We start from the raw sequence: 16472 nt of genomic DNA, 5'->3' as shown, positions 1-16472 counted from the left end.
CGTGGCCGCCGTCGATGTCGCCGGCGAGTTCGAGACCATCCGCACCCTGCTGGCTCCGCTGGCGCACCCGGACTACGCCCGGGGACTGATGGACGACGTGGCGGTGCTGCCGTCGCGGCCCGGGTTCGATCTGGTCCTGACCAAGGACGCCCTGGTCGAGGGCGTGCATTTCCTGGCCGAGGACCCGCTGGACACCGTGGCGCAGAAGCTGCTGCGCGTGAACCTGTCGGACCTGGCGGCCAAGGGCGCCGAGCCGTTCGGCTATCTGCTGGCCTGCCATTGGTCGCCGCGTTGCGGCTGGCCCGAACGCGAGGCCTTCGTGGCGGGGCTGGCGGCGGATCAGGCGATGTTCGGCATCGCCCTGCTGGGCGGCGACACGGTGGCGACGCCGGGGCCGGCCTCCTTCTCGGCCACCATGCTCGGCTGGGTGCCGAAGGGAGAGGCGGTGTCGCGGGCGGGGGCCCGACCCGGGCACGCCGTCTATGTCACCGGGACGATTGGCGACGGCTGGCTGGGGCTGGAGGCGGCGCGCGGACGGTTGACGCTGGAGCCGGAACGGGTCGCGACCCTGGCCGAGCACTACCGCCGGCCGGTGCCCCGGGTGGCCTTCGGTCAGGCCGTGCGCGGCCTGGTCGGTGCGGCGCTGGATGTGTCCGACGGGCTGATCGCCGACCTGGGGCATATGGCCGAGGCCAGCGGGGTGAAGATCGAACTGGACCTGGCGGCGACGCCGGTGTCGGTCGCCGGCCATGGCTGGCTGGACGCGCGGATCGACGCCCAGACCGCGCTCGAGACCCTGGCCACGGGGGGCGACGACTATGAGATCGTTCTCAGCGTGCTTCCGCAGGACGAGGCCCGGTTGAAAAAGGCGGCCGATCGCCTGCATCTGCGCCTGACCCGGATTGGTGAGGTGACCGCGGGTGAGGGGGTGGCCGTCCGGTATCGGGGACAGGCCGTTACGATCGCCCGGCCGGGCTGGACCCACGACTGAAACGGAATCCTAATCGGTTCCGCCCATGATCGCGGGATGCTGCGCAGAGATCTTTTCGCCCTTGGAACCCTGGCCGTCGCGGCGGTTGCGGCCGGCGACGCCTCGGCGTCCGAAGAGGCGCCGGCCGGCGTCGCGCCGCTGAACATCGGCGGGGTCGCCGTTCCGATCATCGTCGGCGGGCGCATTCGCAACTACGTCTTCGTCACGGTGCAGTTGACGCCGGGGGCCGGCCAGACGCTCGAGACCCTGCGGGCCAAGGAACCCTATTACCGCGACGCCCTGGTCAAGGCGGCGCATCTGACGCCGTTCGTGCTGGAGAACGACTGGACCCAGGTCGATTCGGCCGCGATCGGCGCCATGCTGGTGCGGGCGGGCAACCGCATCTCCGGGCCCGGCGCGGTCGCCCATGCCGCGGTCACCCTGCAGACCCCACGCCGACGGACGGGCATGCGCCACGGCTGACGCCGAAATGGCCGGTTGCGTCCTCCCGACGCATTTGGCACCGTTTGCCGGCAATTCCCGAAGGGCGCGCTGATGCGTCCAGACCGCGCTCGGGGGAGCCGGAAGGCGGACAGAGGCGGCAAACGCCCACCGCGCCAAGGTCCGTGCGCCTAATGCCTTAGGTATGGAAACGCCGATGACCAATGTTCTGTGGCTGGTGATAGCCGCCGGTGCGCTGGGGGTCCTCTATGGACTCGCCCAGACCGCCACTCTGATGAAGGCCGAAACCGGCAACGACAAGATGCGAGAGATCGCCGCCGCGATCCAGGAGGGCGCCTCCGCCTATCTGAGGCGGCAATACACAACGATCGCCATGGTCGGAGCGGTTATCCTGATCGCCGCCTGGCTCCTGATCGGGCCCTATGCGGCGACCGGCTTCGTGATCGGGGCGGTCCTGTCAGGGCTGGCCGGGTTCGCCGGCATGCTGATCTCGGTCCGGGCTAACGTCCGGACCGCCCATGCGGCGTCTCAGAGCCTGTCGAAGGGTCTGGACCTGGCTTTCCGATCCGGGGCCATCACCGGCATGTTCGTGGCCGGCGGGGCCCTGCTGGGCGTCGCGGGCTATTACGGCGCGCTGACCGAGGGTCTGGGTCTGGAGCCGACGGGGCGCGAAGTCATCGACGGCCTTGTGGCCCTCGGCTTCGGGGCCTCGCTGATTTCCATCTTCGCCCGTCTGGGCGGGGGTATCTTCACCAAGGGGGCCGACGTCGGCGGCGACATGGTGGGCAAGGTCGAGGCCGGCATCCCCGAGGACGATCCCCGCAACGCCGCCACCATCGCCGACAACGTCGGCGACAACGTCGGCGACTGCGCCGGCATGGCGGCCGACCTGTTCGAGACCTATGCGGTGACCACGGTCGCCACCATGGTGCTGGCGGCCATCTTCTTCCGCGGCCAGCCCTATGTCGACGTGATGATGCTGCTGCCGCTGGCCATCTGCGGCATCTGTATCGTGACCTCGATCATCGGGTCGTTCTTCGTGCGTCTGGGCAAGAGCCAGAACATCATGGGGGCCCTGTATCAGGGTCTGATCGTCACGGGCGTCCTGTCGATCGGGGCGGTGTACTGGGTGATCAACACCCTGGTGACCGGGCCGGTCGTGACCACCAGCGGCCTTCAGATCGAGCCGATGAGCCTGTTCTGGTCGGGCCTGGTCGGACTGGCGGTGACCGCCGCGATCGTGGTGGTGACGGAATACTACACGGGCTCGAATTTCCGGCCCGTTCGGTCTGTCGCCAATGCCTCGGTCTCGGGCCACGGCACCAATGTAATTCAGGGTCTGGCCGTGTCTCTGGAGTCGACGGCCCTGCCGGCCCTGACCATCATCGTCGGCATCATCGTCAGCTTCCAGCTGGCCGGTCTGTTCGGGATCGCCATCGCCACCACGACCATGCTGGGCGTGGCGGGGATGATCGTGGCCCTGGACGCCTTCGGACCCGTGACCGACAACGCCGGGGGCATCGCCGAGATGGCGGGGCTGCCGGCCGACGTGCGTCACGTCACCGACGCCCTGGACGCCGTGGGCAACACCACCAAGGCGGTGACCAAGGGCTATGCCATCGGCTCCGCCGGCCTGGGGGCCCTGGTCCTGTTCGCCGCCTATACGTCGGACCTGCAGTATTTCGCCGCCAATCCGGTCGACTACCCCTTCTTCGCCAACATGGGTCCGATCGCCTTCGACCTGACCAACCCCTATGTCGTCGTCGGCCTGCTGTTCGGCGGGCTGCTGCCCTTCCTGTTCGGCGGCATGTCGATGATGGCGGTCGGCCGCGCGGCCGAGGCCGTGGTCGCGGAGGTCCGGCGTCAGTTCCGCGAGAACCCGGGCATCATGACCTATCAGGTCAAGCCCGAGTACGGCCGCGCGGTCGACATCCTGACCAGGGCGGCGATCCGCGAGATGATCGTCCCCAGTCTGCTGCCGGTGCTGTCGCCGATCGTGCTGTTCAGCGCCATCCTGTTCATCTCGGACAAGGCCAATGCCTTCGCCTCGCTGGGGGCCATGCTGATGGGGGTGATCGTGACGGGCCTGTTCGTGGCCATTTCCATGACCTCGGGCGGCGGGGCCTGGGACAATGCCAAGAAGGTGATCGAAGAGGGCTTCACCGACAAGAACGGCGTCGTTCACGGCAAGGGCTCCGAGGCCCACAAGGCCGCCGTGACCGGCGACACCGTCGGGGATTCCTACAAGGACACCTCGGGCCCTGCGGTGAACCCGATGATCAAGATCACCAACATCGTGGCCCTGCTGCTGCTGGCGGTGCTGGCGAGCGGGACAATCGGCTGAAGGCGGCTCCCCCTCCCCCTCGGGGGGAGGGGGGGGCTGAGCGCAGCGAAGCCGGTGGGGGCGGTGAGGCGACGGCACAGGTCTGATTCCGGACCACCGGCCGTTCCCACCCGTCGCTTCGCGACGACCCTCCCCGTTCCGGGGAGGGATAAGCTCGTGCCTAGTCCGGGCGGCGCTGGCCGGGGACGTCTTCGTCGGTCCGGGGCAGCTGGCCGCGGCCGACGTTGCCCAGCAGCTGTTCCAGCACGGTCAGCTGGCGGCCCCGGGTCGGGGTCTCGCGGCTTTCCATGGCGATTTGCTGGCCGTCTTCGAGGCCCAGGTTGCGGACCTCGGCGACCTTGCTGTCCGCTTCGTTGAAGGTGATGGCGGTGATGCTGCGCTGGGACACCTGCGGCAGGTTGTAGGTGTAGCGCTGGGTCGTCTGGGACACGTAGTACCAGATGTTGTCCTCGAACGTGGACACGGCCGAGGGCGAGCCCAGCTGGGCGACCACGGTCTCCTTGGTGTCCTCGCCGACCTTCATGTCCGCGGGCTTGACGTCGACGACCTGAAAACCATGTACGCCGACGGTGGGCGCACAGGCCGCGGCCAGGGCGGCCAGGGCCGTCAAAACGGCCAGACGAGCGACGATTTTATGCATGGAGCGGGCGCCTGCGACGAAACAAGGTCTTTGACCTAACCGGACCCGCGTCCTAGTTCAACGTCGCGGCAGAAAAGGGGCCGCAAGACATGCTGAAGAACCTGTTCCGATCGCGCGAGCGCGCCCGTCCCGGCCTGGCCCTGTATGAGGCGGCGGTGGCCCAGGCGCGCCAGCCCGGTTTCTACCAGATCCTGCGCGTGGCCGACCGGATCGATGCGCGATTCGAGCTCTACACCCTGCATGTGCTGCTGCTGGTCATGCGGCTGCGCGAGGAGCCGGAACCGGACACCCAGGCCGGGGCCGAGATCGGCCAGGACCTGTTCGACGTCTACGTTTCGGCGCTGGACAACTCGCTTCGGGAACTGGGCGTCCACGACGTCACCATCTCCAAGAAGATGCGCAAGCTCGGCGAGGCGCTCTACGGCCGGATGACCGCCTATGAGCCCGCGATCCGCAACGCCGATGCCGCCACCCTGTCCGAGGGGTTGGCCCGCAACGTCTACGAGAGCGGCGATGCGGGCGTCGCCCAGGGGCTGGCCGCCTATGCGCTGAAGGCGCGGGCGGGCCTGGCCCAGCAGACGATGAAGGCCGTGATGACGACCCCGCAATGGCCGGAGATCCACGCATGAACCCCGAACGCATCCTGCCCTTCAGCGAGATCGTGCGGATCAACGAGATCGGTGCCGGCCTGACCCGGCATCTGGTGCCGGATGCGGCGGCCCGCGCGCGGATCATTCGGGCGCTGGACCTGGCGACGCTCGCCAGCCTGGAGGCCGAGATCACCGTGGCGCCCTCTCGCGGTACATGGACCCTGTCCGGACGCGTGCGCGCGGTCGCCGAGCAGGTCTGCGGCATCACCCTGGAGCCGCTGCCGGTCACCGTGGACGAGCGATTCGCGATCGAGCTGGTGGAGCCGACCGAGCGTGAGGCGGACGAGGTCGAGGTGGAGGTGTCGCTGGACGACGACGCCCCCGATGTGATCGAGGACGGCCGCATCGACCTTGGTCAGTATGCGGTCGAGCAGTTCGCCCTGGCGCTGGACCCCTTTCCCCGCAAGCCTGGCGCCGAGTTCGTCCAGCCGGAGGAACCGGCGGAAATCTCGCCCTTCGCGGTGCTGAAGGCCTTCAGAAAGCCCGAAGAGACCGGAAATACTTGACCTTGCGTCGCGGTCGATTGCATCCACCCGGCACGACGGTATCCTGACGGCACAAGATGAGCGCCGCCCTGACGCGCGCGCCCGGAGCGAACGACCCCTTGCCAACCCCCACGCTGATCTCTCTGGACGCCATGGGTGGCGACCATGGCCCCTCCGTCGTCGTCGGCGGTATCCGCGACTATATCCGCCGCCACGGCGGCCAGGACGTGCGCTTTGTCTTGCACGGCGACGCGACCGCGATCGGTGCCGAGCTGACACGGTTCAACCTCAGCGCGGATGTTTGCGAGGTCCGCCACACCGACAAGAAGATCGCCTCCGACGAAAAGCCGGCCCAGGCCATGCGGCGCGGCAAGGGCTCCAGCCTGTGGAACGCCATCGAGGCGGTAAAATCCGGTGAGGCCGGAGCGATCGTCTCCGGGGGAAATACCGGGGCCCTGATGGCCATCTCCAAGCTGCTGCTGCGGATGTCGGCCCCCGGCCTCGAGCGACCGGCCATCGTGGCCAGCTGGCCGACGCTGCGGGGGGTCACCGCCGTGCTGGACGTCGGGGCCAATGTCGAGAGCGACGCCGAGCAGCTGATCGAATTCGCCATCATGGGCGAGGCCTTCCACCGGGCGGTGCACGGCGTGCAGAACCCGACGGTCGGGATCCTGAACGTCGGTTCCGAAGACATGAAGGGCCATGACGAGGTCCGGGAGGCGTCGCGGATCCTGCGCGAGGGCGGCCTGGGCCTCAATTATCACGGCTTCGTCGAGGGCGACGACATCGCCAAGGGCACGGTGGACGTGGTCGTCACCGACGGGTTCACCGGCAATATCGCGCTGAAGACCGCCGAAGGGGTGGCGCGCTTCATCTCGGCCCTGCTCAAGGAGGCCCTGACCTCCAGCCTGCAGGCCAAGATGGGCGGCCTGATCGCGATGCCGGCCCTGAAGGCGATGCGTCAGAAGATCGACCCCAGCGCCATCAACGGCGGGCCCCTTCTGGGTCTGAACGGGATCGTGGTCAAAAGCCACGGCGGGGCCGACGCCAAGGGCTTCGGCAACGCCATCCGGATCGCCGTCGACCTGGCGCGCAGCGACTATATGACGACCGTCGGGGCCAATCTGGGCCGCCTTGGCGCCGTTCTGGAAAACCTGCCCCCTGTGTCCGCCGCCCCCCGAGAAGAGAGCGTTTCGTGAGCGTCATCCGCAGCGCCGTGACCGGCGTCGGCTCCTACCTGCCGGAGCAGATCGTCACCAATGAGGAATTGTCGAAGACGGTCGACACCTCCGACGAATGGATCATCGAGCGGACCGGCATCCGCCAGCGTCATAAGGCGCGCGACGACGAGCCGACCAGCGACCTGGCCACCGAGGCCGCCCGCCGCGCCCTGGCCGATGCCGGGCGGACGCCGGCGGACGTCGACATGATCATCGTGGCGACGACGACGCCCGACCTGACCTTTCCCGCCACCGCCTCGATCGTGCAGCGCAAGCTGGGGGCCCCGGTCTGCATCGCCTTCGACGTCCAGGCGGTCTGTTCCGGCTTCGTCTATGCGCTGAGCGTCGCCGACGGCTTCGTGGCGCGGGGCCTGTCGAAATGCGCCCTGGTCATCGGCGCCGAGGAGATGACCCGGTTGATGGACTGGACCGACCGGACCACCTGCGTCCTGTTCGGCGACGGGGCCGGCGCCGTGGTGGTCGAGCCGCGCGAAGGGCAGGGCACTTCGGCCGATCAGGGGCTGCTGGGGTTCGCCCTACGCTCCGACGGGACCAAGACCGACCTGCTGTATGTGGACGGGGGCCCCTCCAGCACCGGCACCGTGGGTCATCTGCGCATGCTGGGCAACCAGGTGTTCCGCCATGCGGTCGTCAACATCGCCGAGGCCATCACGGCCGCCTGCGCCGCCTCGGGCATCACGGTGCCAGAGGTCGACTGGTTCGTGCCGCACCAGGCCAATCAGCGCATCATCAAGGGCGTCGGCGACCGGCTGGGGCTGGACGAGAACAAGGTGATCTCGACCGTGGCGCTGCATGCCAACACCTCGGCCGCGTCCATTCCCCTGGCGCTGGACACGGCGATCCGCGACGGCCGGATCCAGCGGGGCGACCTGGTCCTGCTGGAGGCCATGGGCGGCGGCCTGACCTGGGGGGCCTGCGCCTTCAGACTGTAACGGCGGCGGTGCGCTTTGACTTCGCGCGCTTTTCGCTTTCTAAGATGCGTTGGGAGCGGGGCCAGATTTGGCCTCGAAGTTAAGGGGCAAGCACTTGGCCGACGTACAGACCTTGACGCGAGCGGACCTCTGCGAGGCCGTCGTCGAAGAAGTCGGCCTGTCCCGCCAGGAATGCTCGAGCCTGGTTGAACGCACCCTGGAGCTGATCGTCGAGAGCCTGGAACAGGGGCAGACGGTCAAGCTGTCGGGTTTCGGCGTCTTCCAGGTGCGCGAGAAACGGGCCCGGATGGGCCGCAACCCCAAGACCGGCGAGCCGGCCGCGATCAATCCCCGCCGGGTCATCAGCTTCCGCGCCTCGCAGATCATGAAGTCCCGGGTGCACGGCGCGGTCAACGGCGCCTGATGGCCAAGAGCCCCAACGCCTTTCGGTCAATTTCCGAGGCGGCGGAGGCTGTGGGCGCGCCCCAGCATGTGCTGCGGTTCTGGGAAACGAAGTTCCCCTTCATCGCTCCGGTCAAAAGGGCGGGCGGTCGTCGATTCTACCGGCCCCAGGACATCGTCCTCCTGAAGGCCATCCGTCGCCTGCTGCACGACGAAGGCCTGACCATCCGCGGCGTCCAGCGTTTGCATAAGGACCAGGGGCTGGCGCGGCTGGCGGCCTATGGCGACCCGGAAGGGATCTTCGTCATGGCTGCGGCCCCGAGCGCGGAGCTTGACGACGTGGATGGCGGGTCGGCCGAGCCGACGGGCGGCGCGGACGTTCGCCTGCGGGCCGTTCTCGCTGATCTGGAGGCCGCCCGGGCGCGTCTTGACGCCGTTCTGACCGCCTGATCACGATTGCCGCCTTTTAGGGTTTGCGGCGGCGGCGAGCCGCCGCTATAGGACCGGCCTCTCGGAGCGTGGCGCAGCCTGGTAGCGCACTTGACTGGGGGTCAAGGGGTCGCAGGTTCGAATCCTGTCGCTCCGACCATCTTCCCTTGACCCGGTCACATTCACCCATCGTTCGTCGCGGGGCGGCTCTCTGGAAGAGGGCGATTGCGCGCCTGTCGCCGGTTGGGCCTTCGCGAGCCAGACGCCCTAGTCCGGCCGGGACCGCCTAAGACCGAACGGCTTGCCCTCGGCCCAGGAGAGCAGCGGCAGCAGGGGGATCCCCCAGGCGGTGCCGGCGATGCCGTAGAACAGCAGCTGGACCAGCGGATGGTCGGGCAGGCGGGCCCCCAGGCTGATGGCGGCCCAGACGTAGCCGGTCAGGAACACCACGATCCCGAGCGCGGCGACGGCGCGGCGCGTGCGCGGGCCCATCAGCGCGTGTTCCGGAACAGGTAGAAGGCGCTCAGGCAGAGGACCGCACCGCCGACGGCCCAGACCGTCCAGAGGAATCCGTCCATCGTCGCCGCCCCGAACACCCGCACCGCCAGGAACCAGCCGCACAGGGCACCGACGCCGGCCACCAGAGAGGCGGCGAAAAGGCCCCGGCGACCGGTGAGCAGGTCGGCGATCCAGGCGATCACGAAGACCCCCACCGCGGCCGCGACGATATCGGCATATTCCAAGGCCATCTCCTGAAGCCTGCCGATCCGGCGAAGGCTGCGTCATCAAACCCGACTCGATCTTGCCGCGGCGGTGGAGCATACCGCCCCGGTCGCCGGGCCCGTCTTCGGACACGGCGCCAGTGTATCCGTCCTATCGACAGGCGTCGAATGAAGCGTTTCGGAAATCCCGATCAATCCCGGCCCGTGGCCCTCTGGCTGTTCTTCACCGCCGCCATGGTGTTCGCCATGGTGGTGATCGGCGGCATCACACGCCTGACGGGGTCGGGGCTGTCGATCACCGAATGGAAGCCGATCATGGGGGCGCTGCCGCCCCTGAACGCCGCCGACTGGACCGAGGCGTTCGAGAAATACAAGGCCATCCCCCAGTATGCCCAGGTCAACGCCGGCATGAGCCTGGCGGAGTTCCAGGGCATCTTCTGGTGGGAGTGGGCGCACCGGCTGTTCGGGCGACTGATCGGCATGGTGTTCGCCCTCCCGTTCTTCGTCTTCCTGGCCTGTCGCCTGCTGCCGCCGCGCTCGGTCCTCGGCCGGCTGGCGCTGCCGACGCGGCTGATCTGGCGCTGCGCCCTGCTGCTGGGGCTGGGCGGCCTCCAGGGGCTGATCGGCTGGTGGATGGTGTCCTCGGGCCTGTCCGAGCGGGTCGACGTGGCTCCGGAACGGCTGACCACCCATCTGGGCCTGGCCCTGATCATCTTCGCCGGCCTGATCTGGACCGGGCTGGAGGCCTGGTCGGGCGAAGAGCACAATCGCGCGTCCACCGGGTGGAGCCGGGGCGCCGCCGTCCTGCTGGGCGCGGTCTTCGTGCAATGCCTTCTGGGGGGCCTGGTCGCAGGGGCCAAGGCGGGCTTCATCTACAACGACTGGCCGCTGATGAACGGGGCGCTTCTGGCGCCGGTGGACTGGGGCAGGGGCGGCTGGGCCTTCCTGCACGACCAGGCGCTGGTCCAGTTCAATCACCGCATCTGGGCCTACGGCCTGCTGATCGGCGGGACGGTCTATGCGGTCCAGGCCTGGCGCTGGAAGCTGGCCGAGGGGCTGGGAACGTCGGCCTTCGTCGTGGGCGGGGCGCTGTGGCTCCAGGCGGTGCTGGGCATCGTGACGCTGGTCAGCGTCGTGCCTCTGTGGCTGGGTGGGCTGCATCAGGCGGGGGCGGCGATCGTCCTGGCCCTGGCGACGGCCAATCTGTGGATGGTGCGACGCTCGCAATCCCGACTTTTCGTGTCCGGACCACGCCGGTAGCCACCCGACTCATGCGGTATTTTAGTACCGTTATGGAAAAATGACGTGAGAACAGCAGGTTAGGGCGCGGTTCGCCTCAAGGTGGCCATTGACGCCTGTGGACCCTTCCTCTACTGACGCGCCTTCGCTCGCTTCGGACTTTCCGGGGTGACCCGTTTCGCCCCTGTTTCAGGAAACACCTCATGCTGAAGAGCACCACGGCTGCGTTGAAGCCGTCCGAGGTCGACAAGAAGTGGATCGTCATCGACGCCGAAGGCGTCGTGGTCGGCCGTCTCGCGACCTTCATCGCCATGCGCCTGCGCGGCAAGCATCTGCCGACCTACACCCCCCACGTTGACTCGGGCGACCACGTCGTCGTCGTCAACGCCGACAAGGTGGTGTTCACCGGCAAGAAGCTGACCGACAAGGTCTATTATCGCCACACCGGCCACCCGGGCGGCATCAAGTCGACCACCCCGCAGAAGGTGCTGAACGGCCGCTTCCCCGAGCGCGTGCTCGAGAAGGCCGTCGAGCGCATGCTGCCCAAGGAAAGCCCGCTGGCGCGTCAGCAGATGACCCACCTGCGCATCTTCTCGGGCCCCAGCCACACGCACGAAGCCCAGCAGCCGGAAGTCATCGACTTCAAGGCGCGCTCGTCCAAGAACTCGCGGAGCCTCTGATCATGACCGACGTGCAAAACGAAGCCCCGGCCGCCGCTCAAGAAAAGATGGGCGGTTTCGACGCCCTGGCGGGCCTCGGCACCACCTCCAGCAACGGCTACGACAACTCGGCTCCCGTCTATGTCCAGAAGCTGGACGCCCAGGGCCGCGCCTATTCGACCGGCAAGCGCAAGAACGCGATCGCCCGCGTCTGGGTCATGCCCGGCACCGGCAAGTTCACCATCAACGGCAAGGATCAGTTGCAGTATTTCGCCCGCGAAATCCTGCGCATGATGATCGCCCAGCCCCTGGTCGTCTGCGGTCGCGAGACCGAGTTCGACGTGGTCTGCACGGTCGAAGGCTCGGGCCTGTCCGGCCAGGCCGGCGCCATCCGCCACGGCCTGTCGCACGCCCTGACCCACTATGAGCCGGCCCTGCGCCCGGTCCTGAAGCCGCACGGCTTCCTGACCCGCGACAGCCGCGTCGTCGAGCGCAAGAAGTACGGCCGCGCCAAGGCCCGCAAGTCCTTCCAGTTCTCGAAGCGCTAAGTCGCGACCCGCGACTGGGATTACAAAGGCGCTTCGGGGAAACCTGGAGCGCCTTTTTCTTTGGAGCGAGCCATGCTGGATTGGGCGCTGGTCGGACTGTGGACGTTGTTCGCCGCCTATTGTGGCGTTCGACTGATCAGAGACATTCGGTCCGGGATAGCCAGTCCGGACAACATCTATTGGCCCAAACAGATTCATCGTCGCCACCAGCCGATCACCTACTGGTTTGTCACTATCGGTTGGCTTGTCGGCCTGGTTGCCAGCGGATCACTCGCCATCTTCATGGCCATCGATCCTGAGGGATTTCGGGAGTTGTTGCGTTGACCCACACCATCTTCATCGACGGCGAGGCCGGGACCACGGGGCTGGAGATCCGGCAGCGGCTGGAGGGGCGCGCCGATCTCGACTTCATCTCCCTGACCGGCGATCGCCGAAAGGACCCTGCCGCGCGGGCCGAGGCGCTGAACGCGGCGGATGCGGTGATCCTGTGCCTGCCGGACGAGGCGGCGAAGGAGGCCGTCGCCATGATCGAGAACCCGGACGTACGGGTCATCGACGCCTCCACCGCCTTCCGCGTCGCCACCGGCTGGACCTATGGCTTTCCGGAGATGGACGCGGTCCAGCGCGGCGAGATCTGCGGCTCGCGCCGGGTGTCGAACCCCGGCTGCTATCCCACTGGCTTCATCGGCCTGATGCGGCCGCTGGTGAAGGCCGGGCTGGTGCCCGCCGACTGGCCGGTGACGGTCAACGCCGTGTCGGGCTACTCCGGTGGCGGAAAATCAATGATTGCCGAGTTTGAACAGGGCGGCACCACCCAGGCCTTCCGCGCCTATGGGCTGTCGCTGCAGCACAAGCACGTGCCCGAGATGACCAAGCACACCGGCCTGCGCCATCCGGTGCTGTTCGCGCCCGCCGTCGGGGCCTATCGCCAGGGCATGCTGGTCGAGGTGCCGCTGCAGCTGGCGGCCCTGCCGGAGACGCCGTCGATCGACCGTCTGCACGGGGCCCTGGTCGAGGCCTATGACGGCAGCCGCTTCGTCGAGGTGGCCGGGCTGGACGAGACCGAGGCCATGTCCGGGCTGGATCCCGAGGGGCTGAACGGCACCAACCGGATGCGGCTGCACGTCTTCGGTCATCGCGACGGCTCACAGGCGCGGCTGGTGGCTCTGCTGGACAACCTGGGCAAGGGGGCGTCCGGAGCGGCGGTGCAGAACCTCAATCTGATGCTGGGGCTGGACGAGGAAACCGGCCTGGTCTGACGCGCGCGATGTGCCGCCTTGAAACTTCGCCGGTCATGCCGACGTATGTAGCATCATGACCCAGACCCTCACGACCTCGCGCCGGACGCTGCTGCTCGGAGCCGCCGCGAGCGGGCTCGCCGCCTGTTCCGCGCCCGGAGACGCCGACGCGTCCGAGGCGCAGTACGCGAACTCTCCGTTTCGCCGGATCACCGATGCCCAGTGGCGCGCCCGCCTGCCGGCGGCCAGCTACACCGTCCTGCGCCGCGAGGGCACCGAACGGCCCGGCACCAGTCCGCTGAACAACGAGCATCGCGCCGGGACCTTCGTGTGCAAGGGCTGCGAGCTGCCGCTGTTCCGGTCGCAGACCAAGTACGACAGCCGTACCGGCTGGCCGAGCTTCTACGACTACATTCCGGGGTCGCTGGGCTTCAAGACGGACCTGGCCATCGGTTTCCCGCGCACCGAGTATCATTGCGCCCGTTGTCTGGGACACCAGGGCCACGTGTTCGACGACGGGCCCCGGCCGACCGGGAAACGCTACTGCAACAACGGCGTCGCGCTCAGCTTCCAGCCGGCCTGACGCGCATTGCCGACCGCACCGTCAGTCCGAAGAAGACGGTGCAGACGATCACGAGCAGGGCGAAGTCCCGCCCCTGCAGGATCACCGGCGCGGCCGCCGACAGCAGGACAAACGCCGGAATGAACGCCGCCCACGGCAGGCTGCGCACGTCGCGCGACACCATCGGCTCGGGCGGGGCAGCGGCGCGGCGCTCGATGACCGTATTCAGCGCGACGTAGCAGGCCGAAAATCCGATCGCGATGACGGAATAGCGGAACAGATAGTCCGGCCGGCCGAAGGTGCCCGCCGTCAGCACCAGAAGGATCAGCGCCGTGCCGGTGGCGACGGCGAGCAGCAGGTTGGGCTCGAGCTTCAAGACTTGACCTTCACATAACGTCCAGGCGCGGGTTCGAGGGGCGCCAGGGGGCCCTTTTTGCGATCGCGGGCCTCGACCCAGTCGCCCGATCGGTCGTGCAGCCAGGCGGCCCAGTGGCCCCACCAGCTGCCGGGGTGCTCCACCGCGCCCGCCTGCCAGTCGCTCAGGGAGGGGGGCAGGGCGGCATTGGTCCAGTGCTGGTACTTGTTGGCCGAGGGCGGATTGATGACGCCCGCGATATGGCCCGAGCCGGCCAGGGTCAAGGTGACGTCCGCCTGGGTGAAGGCGCGGGCCGAGCGATAGACCGAACTCATCGGGGCGATGTGATCCTCCCGGCTCGCCTGGAAATACAGGGGGATGGTCACCTTCGACAGGTCGACCTTGATCCCGCCCAGGGTGAACTCGCCCTGGGACAGAAGGTTCTGCCCGTACATGGAGCGCAGATAGTCCAGGTGCAGCCGCTTGGGCATGCGCGTCTGATCGGCGTTCCAGAACAGCAGGTCGAAGGCGGCCGGCGACTTGCCCATCAGATAGTTGCTGACGAAGAAGGACCAGATCAGGTCGTTGGCGCGCAGGGCGTTGAAGGTCTCGGCCATGGCGGCCCCGGGCAGGACGCCGCCCGCCGCGTCCATCTGCTCCTCGACCTGTTTCAGCCAGTGCGAGTCGGTGAACAGCAGCAGGTCGCCCGCCTCGGCGAAGTCGTGCTGGGCCGCGAAGAAGGTGGTGGCGGCGACGCGGGTGTCGCCCCGGGCGGCCATATGGGCCAGGGCCGCGCCCATCAGGGTGCCGCCGATGCAGTAGCCGACAGTGTTCACCGTCTTCGACCCGGTCTGCTCCAGCGTCTTTTCGACGGCGCGATAGATGCCCTTTTCCAGATAGTCGTCGAAGCCGAAATCGGCCTTGTCCTTATCCGGGTTGACCCAGGAACAGACGAAGACGGTGAACCCCTGGGAAGACAGCCAGCGGATCAGCGAGTTCTCCGGCTGCAGGTCCATGATGTAGAACTTGTTGATCCAGGGAGGGAAGATCAGAAGGGGCATGGCCCGCTGCCGGTCCGTCGCGGCATCGTACTGGATGAGTTCGAACAGCTCGTCGCGCCAGACCACCTGGCCGGGCGCGGTGGCCACGTTCTCGCCGACGACGAACTGGGCGTAATCCGCCTGGCTGATCTTCAGCTTGCCCAGACCGCGCTCCAGGTCCGCGGCGAAATTCTGCATCCCCTTGACCAGCGATTCGCCGTTGGTCTCGGCCATGGCCTTCAGGGCGGCGGGGTTGGACGCCAGGAAGTTCGACGGCGAGAAGGCGTCGGTCAGCAGCTTGGTGAAGAACGCGGCGCGGCGCTTGACCAGCGGATCGACGTCCTCGACCGAGGCGACCAGGCCGTTCATCCAGTCCGAGGTCACCAGGTAGGACTGGCGCATCATGTCGAACATGGGGTTGTCGGACCAGGCGGGGTCCTTGAACCGCTTGTCCCGCGACGGCTCCTGCGGCGCTTCGCCAGCCGCGCGGCGCGCCGTGGCGGCCCACAGGTCCATATAGCGATTGAACAGATCGGCCTGGGCCGCAAACAGCTTGTCCGGACGGCTGGCCAGGCTGGTGATCACCGAGTTCATCGCCGGGCCGACATTGAACGGGTCGGGCGACAAGGCGGCCGGGCGGTCGGCCTGGGCCAGGGCGGCCTCGGCGATGGCGGACTGCGCCGTCATGGCCGCGCGGGCCAGGTTCAGCGACAGGGTCTCGATCATCTGGCGCTGGTCGGGTGCGAGATCGGGAAGGGAGAAGGGAAAGCCGGTATGCGCCGCCGCGGCGGCGGCCGCGGGCTCCGCCGGATCAGGCCCCGGGCCGGCCACGGGTTCCGATTCGGTCAGCGCGGCCGTGGACTCCGCGATCTGCGTCGGGGCCGCCTTCGGCTTGGGCACCCGGGGTTTGGCGGAACTCGGTCGACCGGACTTCCGCGGGCCCTTGGCGGCGGCCAGTGTCGGGGGCGGGGGGGTCGGGGTCCGGGCCATCGGGTCCTTGCGCGCTTCCTGTTCGGCCGGTGACGTGTGCTCCGCCCTTCCGCCGGTCATGATCATGGCATATGACCACCCTCGACATGAACGCGTATCAGGCGAAAAAGATTGGCGGGCTGCTGCTGGCCGCCACCGGCGCGATGCTGGGGGCCGGCTGCGCCGGGACCTCTCGCCCCTCGGCCGATTCGAGTGCTCCGATCGCGCCGCGGATCCAGGCCCTGGTGGACGCCAACCGCACCTATCCGCGCTGGGCGGACTTCCCCAAGACTTCGTCTGACACGCTGCGGCCCGTCGAGGTCGCGGCCCGGGTCAATACGCTGCGGGCCTCCGCCGGCGCACTGGCGGGCGAGGCGTCGCGGATCGAATGGACACTGGACGATTCGGTCGCCTTCGCCGCCGGGATCAATGCGCGCATCGACGCCCAGGCGATCGCGCCGGTCACGGCCGAGACCCAGGCCGAGGTCGAGGCGTTCGCCGCCGACCTGCGCCGACGCGGCGCGGCCCCACCGCCGATCGATCGGACACCCGCACCGCGCTGATCCGCGAAACCTGTCGCCCGGACGATAGAATCCGGGGATCATC

Annotated in this window: 21 protein-coding genes and 1 tRNA gene; 17 read left to right on the top strand and 5 right to left on the bottom strand. The window is 68.1% G+C overall.

All coding sequences use genetic code 11. The features are described 5' to 3' along the window. Window position 1 precedes the first annotated feature (1 nt). The 3 genes from thiL to BZG35_RS10325 all read left to right on the top strand — a co-directional run bounded on the left by thiL (window position 2) and on the right by BZG35_RS10325 (window position 3776). Window positions 2–991: a thiamine-phosphate kinase gene (thiL, locus tag BZG35_RS10335; protein ID WP_077355575.1), complete on the top strand. Its 990-nt coding sequence runs from the start codon at window positions 2–4 to the stop codon at window positions 989–991. 36 nt (window positions 992–1027) lie between these two features. Further along, complete coding sequence (locus tag BZG35_RS10330) at window positions 1028–1453, top strand: hypothetical protein (RefSeq protein WP_077355574.1); 426 nt, start codon at window positions 1028–1030, stop codon at window positions 1451–1453. A gap of 175 nt (window positions 1454–1628) precedes the next feature. Beyond that, on the top strand, window positions 1629–3776 hold the full coding sequence (locus BZG35_RS10325) for a sodium-translocating pyrophosphatase (protein ID WP_077355573.1): 2148 nt from the start codon (window positions 1629–1631) through the stop codon (window positions 3774–3776). A 160-nt stretch (window positions 3777–3936) separates the two neighbouring features. On the opposite strand, the gene BZG35_RS10320 is transcribed toward BZG35_RS10325, so the two are convergent. Then, the gene (locus tag BZG35_RS10320; protein WP_077355572.1) at window positions 3937–4416 is read right to left on the bottom strand and encodes an outer membrane protein assembly factor BamE; all 480 of its coding nucleotides are present in this window, start codon (window positions 4414–4416) and stop codon (window positions 3937–3939) included. 89 nt (window positions 4417–4505) lie between these two features. Here BZG35_RS10320 and BZG35_RS10315 point away from each other — a divergent pair, with 89 nt between their 5' ends. The 7 genes from BZG35_RS10315 (at window position 4506) to BZG35_RS10285 (ending at window position 8694) form a co-directional block, all read left to right on the top strand. Continuing rightward, window positions 4506–5045, top strand: a complete 540-nt coding sequence (locus tag BZG35_RS10315) for a ubiquinol-cytochrome C chaperone family protein (RefSeq protein ID WP_077355571.1) — start codon at window positions 4506–4508, stop codon at window positions 5043–5045. Next, complete coding sequence (locus tag BZG35_RS10310) at window positions 5042–5572, top strand: DUF177 domain-containing protein (protein WP_077355570.1); 531 nt, start codon at window positions 5042–5044, stop codon at window positions 5570–5572. The genes BZG35_RS10315 and BZG35_RS10310 overlap by 4 nt, the downstream gene beginning before the upstream one ends. Before the next feature lie 56 nt (window positions 5573–5628). Then, a complete protein-coding gene (plsX, locus tag BZG35_RS10305; protein ID WP_077355569.1) occupies window positions 5629–6750 on the top strand; it encodes a phosphate acyltransferase PlsX in 1122 nt (373 codons plus the stop codon). Continuing rightward, window positions 6747–7724, top strand: coding sequence for a beta-ketoacyl-ACP synthase III (locus BZG35_RS10300; protein ID WP_077355568.1), 978 nt, complete (start codon window positions 6747–6749; stop codon window positions 7722–7724). Before plsX ends, BZG35_RS10300 begins: the two co-directional genes overlap by 4 nt. Before the next feature lie 94 nt (window positions 7725–7818). Beyond that, window positions 7819–8127, top strand: coding sequence for an integration host factor subunit alpha (locus BZG35_RS10295; RefSeq protein ID WP_077355567.1), 309 nt, complete (start codon window positions 7819–7821; stop codon window positions 8125–8127). Further along, entirely contained in the window at window positions 8127–8555 is a 429-nt protein-coding gene (locus tag BZG35_RS10290) for a MerR family transcriptional regulator (RefSeq protein ID WP_077355566.1), read from the top strand. The genes BZG35_RS10295 and BZG35_RS10290 overlap by 1 nt, the downstream gene beginning before the upstream one ends. 62 nt (window positions 8556–8617) lie before the next feature. After that, window positions 8618–8694: transfer RNA gene (locus BZG35_RS10285), tRNA-Pro, on the top strand. Window positions 8695–8801: 107 nt separating this feature from the next. Here the strand turns inward: BZG35_RS10285 and BZG35_RS10280 are convergent. Both BZG35_RS10280 and BZG35_RS10275 read right to left on the bottom strand, forming a co-directional pair. Beyond that, window positions 8802–9026 carry a DUF2842 domain-containing protein gene (locus BZG35_RS10280; protein WP_077355565.1) on the bottom strand — a complete coding sequence of 75 codons (225 nt, stop codon included), beginning with the start codon at window positions 9024–9026 and terminating at the stop codon, window positions 8802–8804. Continuing rightward, window positions 9026–9283 (bottom strand): transglycosylase, encoded by a 258-nt coding sequence (locus tag BZG35_RS10275; protein WP_253189145.1) that lies wholly within the window; start codon window positions 9281–9283, stop codon window positions 9026–9028. The genes BZG35_RS10280 and BZG35_RS10275 overlap by 1 nt, the downstream gene beginning before the upstream one ends. A 141-nt stretch (window positions 9284–9424) precedes the next feature. Here BZG35_RS10275 and BZG35_RS10270 point away from each other — a divergent pair, with 141 nt between their 5' ends. The 6 genes from BZG35_RS10270 (at window position 9425) to msrB (ending at window position 13523) form a co-directional block, all read left to right on the top strand. After that, window positions 9425–10516, top strand: a complete 1092-nt coding sequence (locus tag BZG35_RS10270; protein ID WP_077355564.1) for a COX15/CtaA family protein — start codon at window positions 9425–9427, stop codon at window positions 10514–10516. A 182-nt stretch (window positions 10517–10698) separates the two neighbouring features. Then, entirely contained in the window at window positions 10699–11175 is a 477-nt protein-coding gene (gene rplM / locus BZG35_RS10265) for a 50S ribosomal protein L13 (RefSeq protein ID WP_077355563.1), read from the top strand. 47 nt (window positions 11176–11222) lie between these two features. After that, the gene (rpsI, locus tag BZG35_RS10260) at window positions 11223–11702 is read left to right on the top strand and encodes a 30S ribosomal protein S9 (protein ID WP_150126129.1); all 480 of its coding nucleotides are present in this window, start codon (window positions 11223–11225) and stop codon (window positions 11700–11702) included. Window positions 11703–11774: 72 nt separating this feature from the next. Further along, window positions 11775–12026 carry a hypothetical protein gene (locus tag BZG35_RS10255; protein ID WP_077355561.1) on the top strand — a complete coding sequence of 84 codons (252 nt, stop codon included), beginning with the start codon at window positions 11775–11777 and terminating at the stop codon, window positions 12024–12026. Further along, window positions 12023–12961 carry an N-acetyl-gamma-glutamyl-phosphate reductase gene (argC, locus tag BZG35_RS10250; protein ID WP_077355560.1) on the top strand — a complete coding sequence of 313 codons (939 nt, stop codon included), beginning with the start codon at window positions 12023–12025 and terminating at the stop codon, window positions 12959–12961. The genes BZG35_RS10255 and argC overlap by 4 nt, the downstream gene beginning before the upstream one ends. A 55-nt stretch (window positions 12962–13016) precedes the next feature. Further along, window positions 13017–13523, top strand: a complete 507-nt coding sequence (gene msrB, locus BZG35_RS10245) for a peptide-methionine (R)-S-oxide reductase MsrB (RefSeq protein WP_077355559.1) — start codon at window positions 13017–13019, stop codon at window positions 13521–13523. Here msrB and BZG35_RS10240 read toward each other — a convergent pair. Further along, window positions 13504–13878: a hypothetical protein gene (locus tag BZG35_RS10240; protein ID WP_077355558.1), complete on the bottom strand. Its 375-nt coding sequence runs from the start codon at window positions 13876–13878 to the stop codon at window positions 13504–13506. The two genes, msrB and BZG35_RS10240, sit on opposite strands and share 20 nt — an antisense overlap. Continuing rightward, on the bottom strand, window positions 13875–15887 hold the full coding sequence (phaC, locus tag BZG35_RS10235; protein ID WP_150126128.1) for a class I poly(R)-hydroxyalkanoic acid synthase: 2013 nt from the start codon (window positions 15885–15887) through the stop codon (window positions 13875–13877). The genes BZG35_RS10240 and phaC overlap by 4 nt, the downstream gene beginning before the upstream one ends. A gap of 71 nt (window positions 15888–15958) precedes the next feature. Between phaC and BZG35_RS10230 the strand changes: the two genes are divergently transcribed. Then, the gene (locus tag BZG35_RS10230) at window positions 15959–16429 is read left to right on the top strand and encodes a hypothetical protein (RefSeq protein WP_253189144.1); all 471 of its coding nucleotides are present in this window, start codon (window positions 15959–15961) and stop codon (window positions 16427–16429) included. Window positions 16430–16472: the final 43 nt, after the last annotated feature.

The sequence above is a fragment of the Brevundimonas sp. LM2 genome (genome assembly GCF_002002865.1).
Taxonomy (GTDB): Bacteria; Pseudomonadota; Alphaproteobacteria; order Caulobacterales; family Caulobacteraceae; genus Brevundimonas.
This window is presented reverse-complemented; position numbering and strand designations above follow the sequence as displayed.

Bases quoted from the DNA above. Each gene is read 5' to 3' on its own strand.
- BZG35_RS10315 (WP_077355571.1), top strand. From the start codon at position 4,506: ATGCTGAAGAACCTGTTCCGATCGCGCGAGCGCGCCCGTCCCGGCCTG.
- BZG35_RS10230 (WP_253189144.1), top strand. From the start codon at position 15,959: ATGACCACCCTCGACATGAACGCGTATCAGGCGAAAAAGATTGGCGGG.
- plsX (WP_077355569.1), top strand. From the start codon at position 5,629: ATGAGCGCCGCCCTGACGCGCGCGCCCGGAGCGAACGACCCCTTGCCA.
- BZG35_RS10255 (WP_077355561.1), top strand. From the start codon at position 11,775: ATGCTGGATTGGGCGCTGGTCGGACTGTGGACGTTGTTCGCCGCCTAT.
- BZG35_RS10325 (WP_077355573.1), top strand. From the start codon at position 1,629: ATGACCAATGTTCTGTGGCTGGTGATAGCCGCCGGTGCGCTGGGGGTC.
- BZG35_RS10280 (WP_077355565.1), bottom strand. From the start codon at position 9,026: ATGGGCCCGCGCACGCGCCGCGCCGTCGCCGCGCTCGGGATCGTGGTG.
- BZG35_RS10290 (WP_077355566.1), top strand. From the start codon at position 8,127: ATGGCCAAGAGCCCCAACGCCTTTCGGTCAATTTCCGAGGCGGCGGAG.
- phaC (WP_150126128.1), bottom strand. From the start codon at position 15,887: ATGGCCCGGACCCCGACCCCCCCGCCCCCGACACTGGCCGCCGCCAAG.
- BZG35_RS10270 (WP_077355564.1), top strand. From the start codon at position 9,425: ATGAAGCGTTTCGGAAATCCCGATCAATCCCGGCCCGTGGCCCTCTGG.
- BZG35_RS10275 (WP_253189145.1), bottom strand. From the start codon at position 9,283: ATGGCCTTGGAATATGCCGATATCGTCGCGGCCGCGGTGGGGGTCTTC.
- msrB (WP_077355559.1), top strand. From the start codon at position 13,017: ATGACCCAGACCCTCACGACCTCGCGCCGGACGCTGCTGCTCGGAGCC.
- rpsI (WP_150126129.1), top strand. From the start codon at position 11,223: ATGGGCGGTTTCGACGCCCTGGCGGGCCTCGGCACCACCTCCAGCAAC.
- BZG35_RS10330 (WP_077355574.1), top strand. From the start codon at position 1,028: ATGCTGCGCAGAGATCTTTTCGCCCTTGGAACCCTGGCCGTCGCGGCG.
- BZG35_RS10320 (WP_077355572.1), bottom strand. From the start codon at position 4,416: ATGCATAAAATCGTCGCTCGTCTGGCCGTTTTGACGGCCCTGGCCGCC.
- BZG35_RS10310 (WP_077355570.1), top strand. From the start codon at position 5,042: ATGAACCCCGAACGCATCCTGCCCTTCAGCGAGATCGTGCGGATCAAC.
- rplM (WP_077355563.1), top strand. From the start codon at position 10,699: ATGCTGAAGAGCACCACGGCTGCGTTGAAGCCGTCCGAGGTCGACAAG.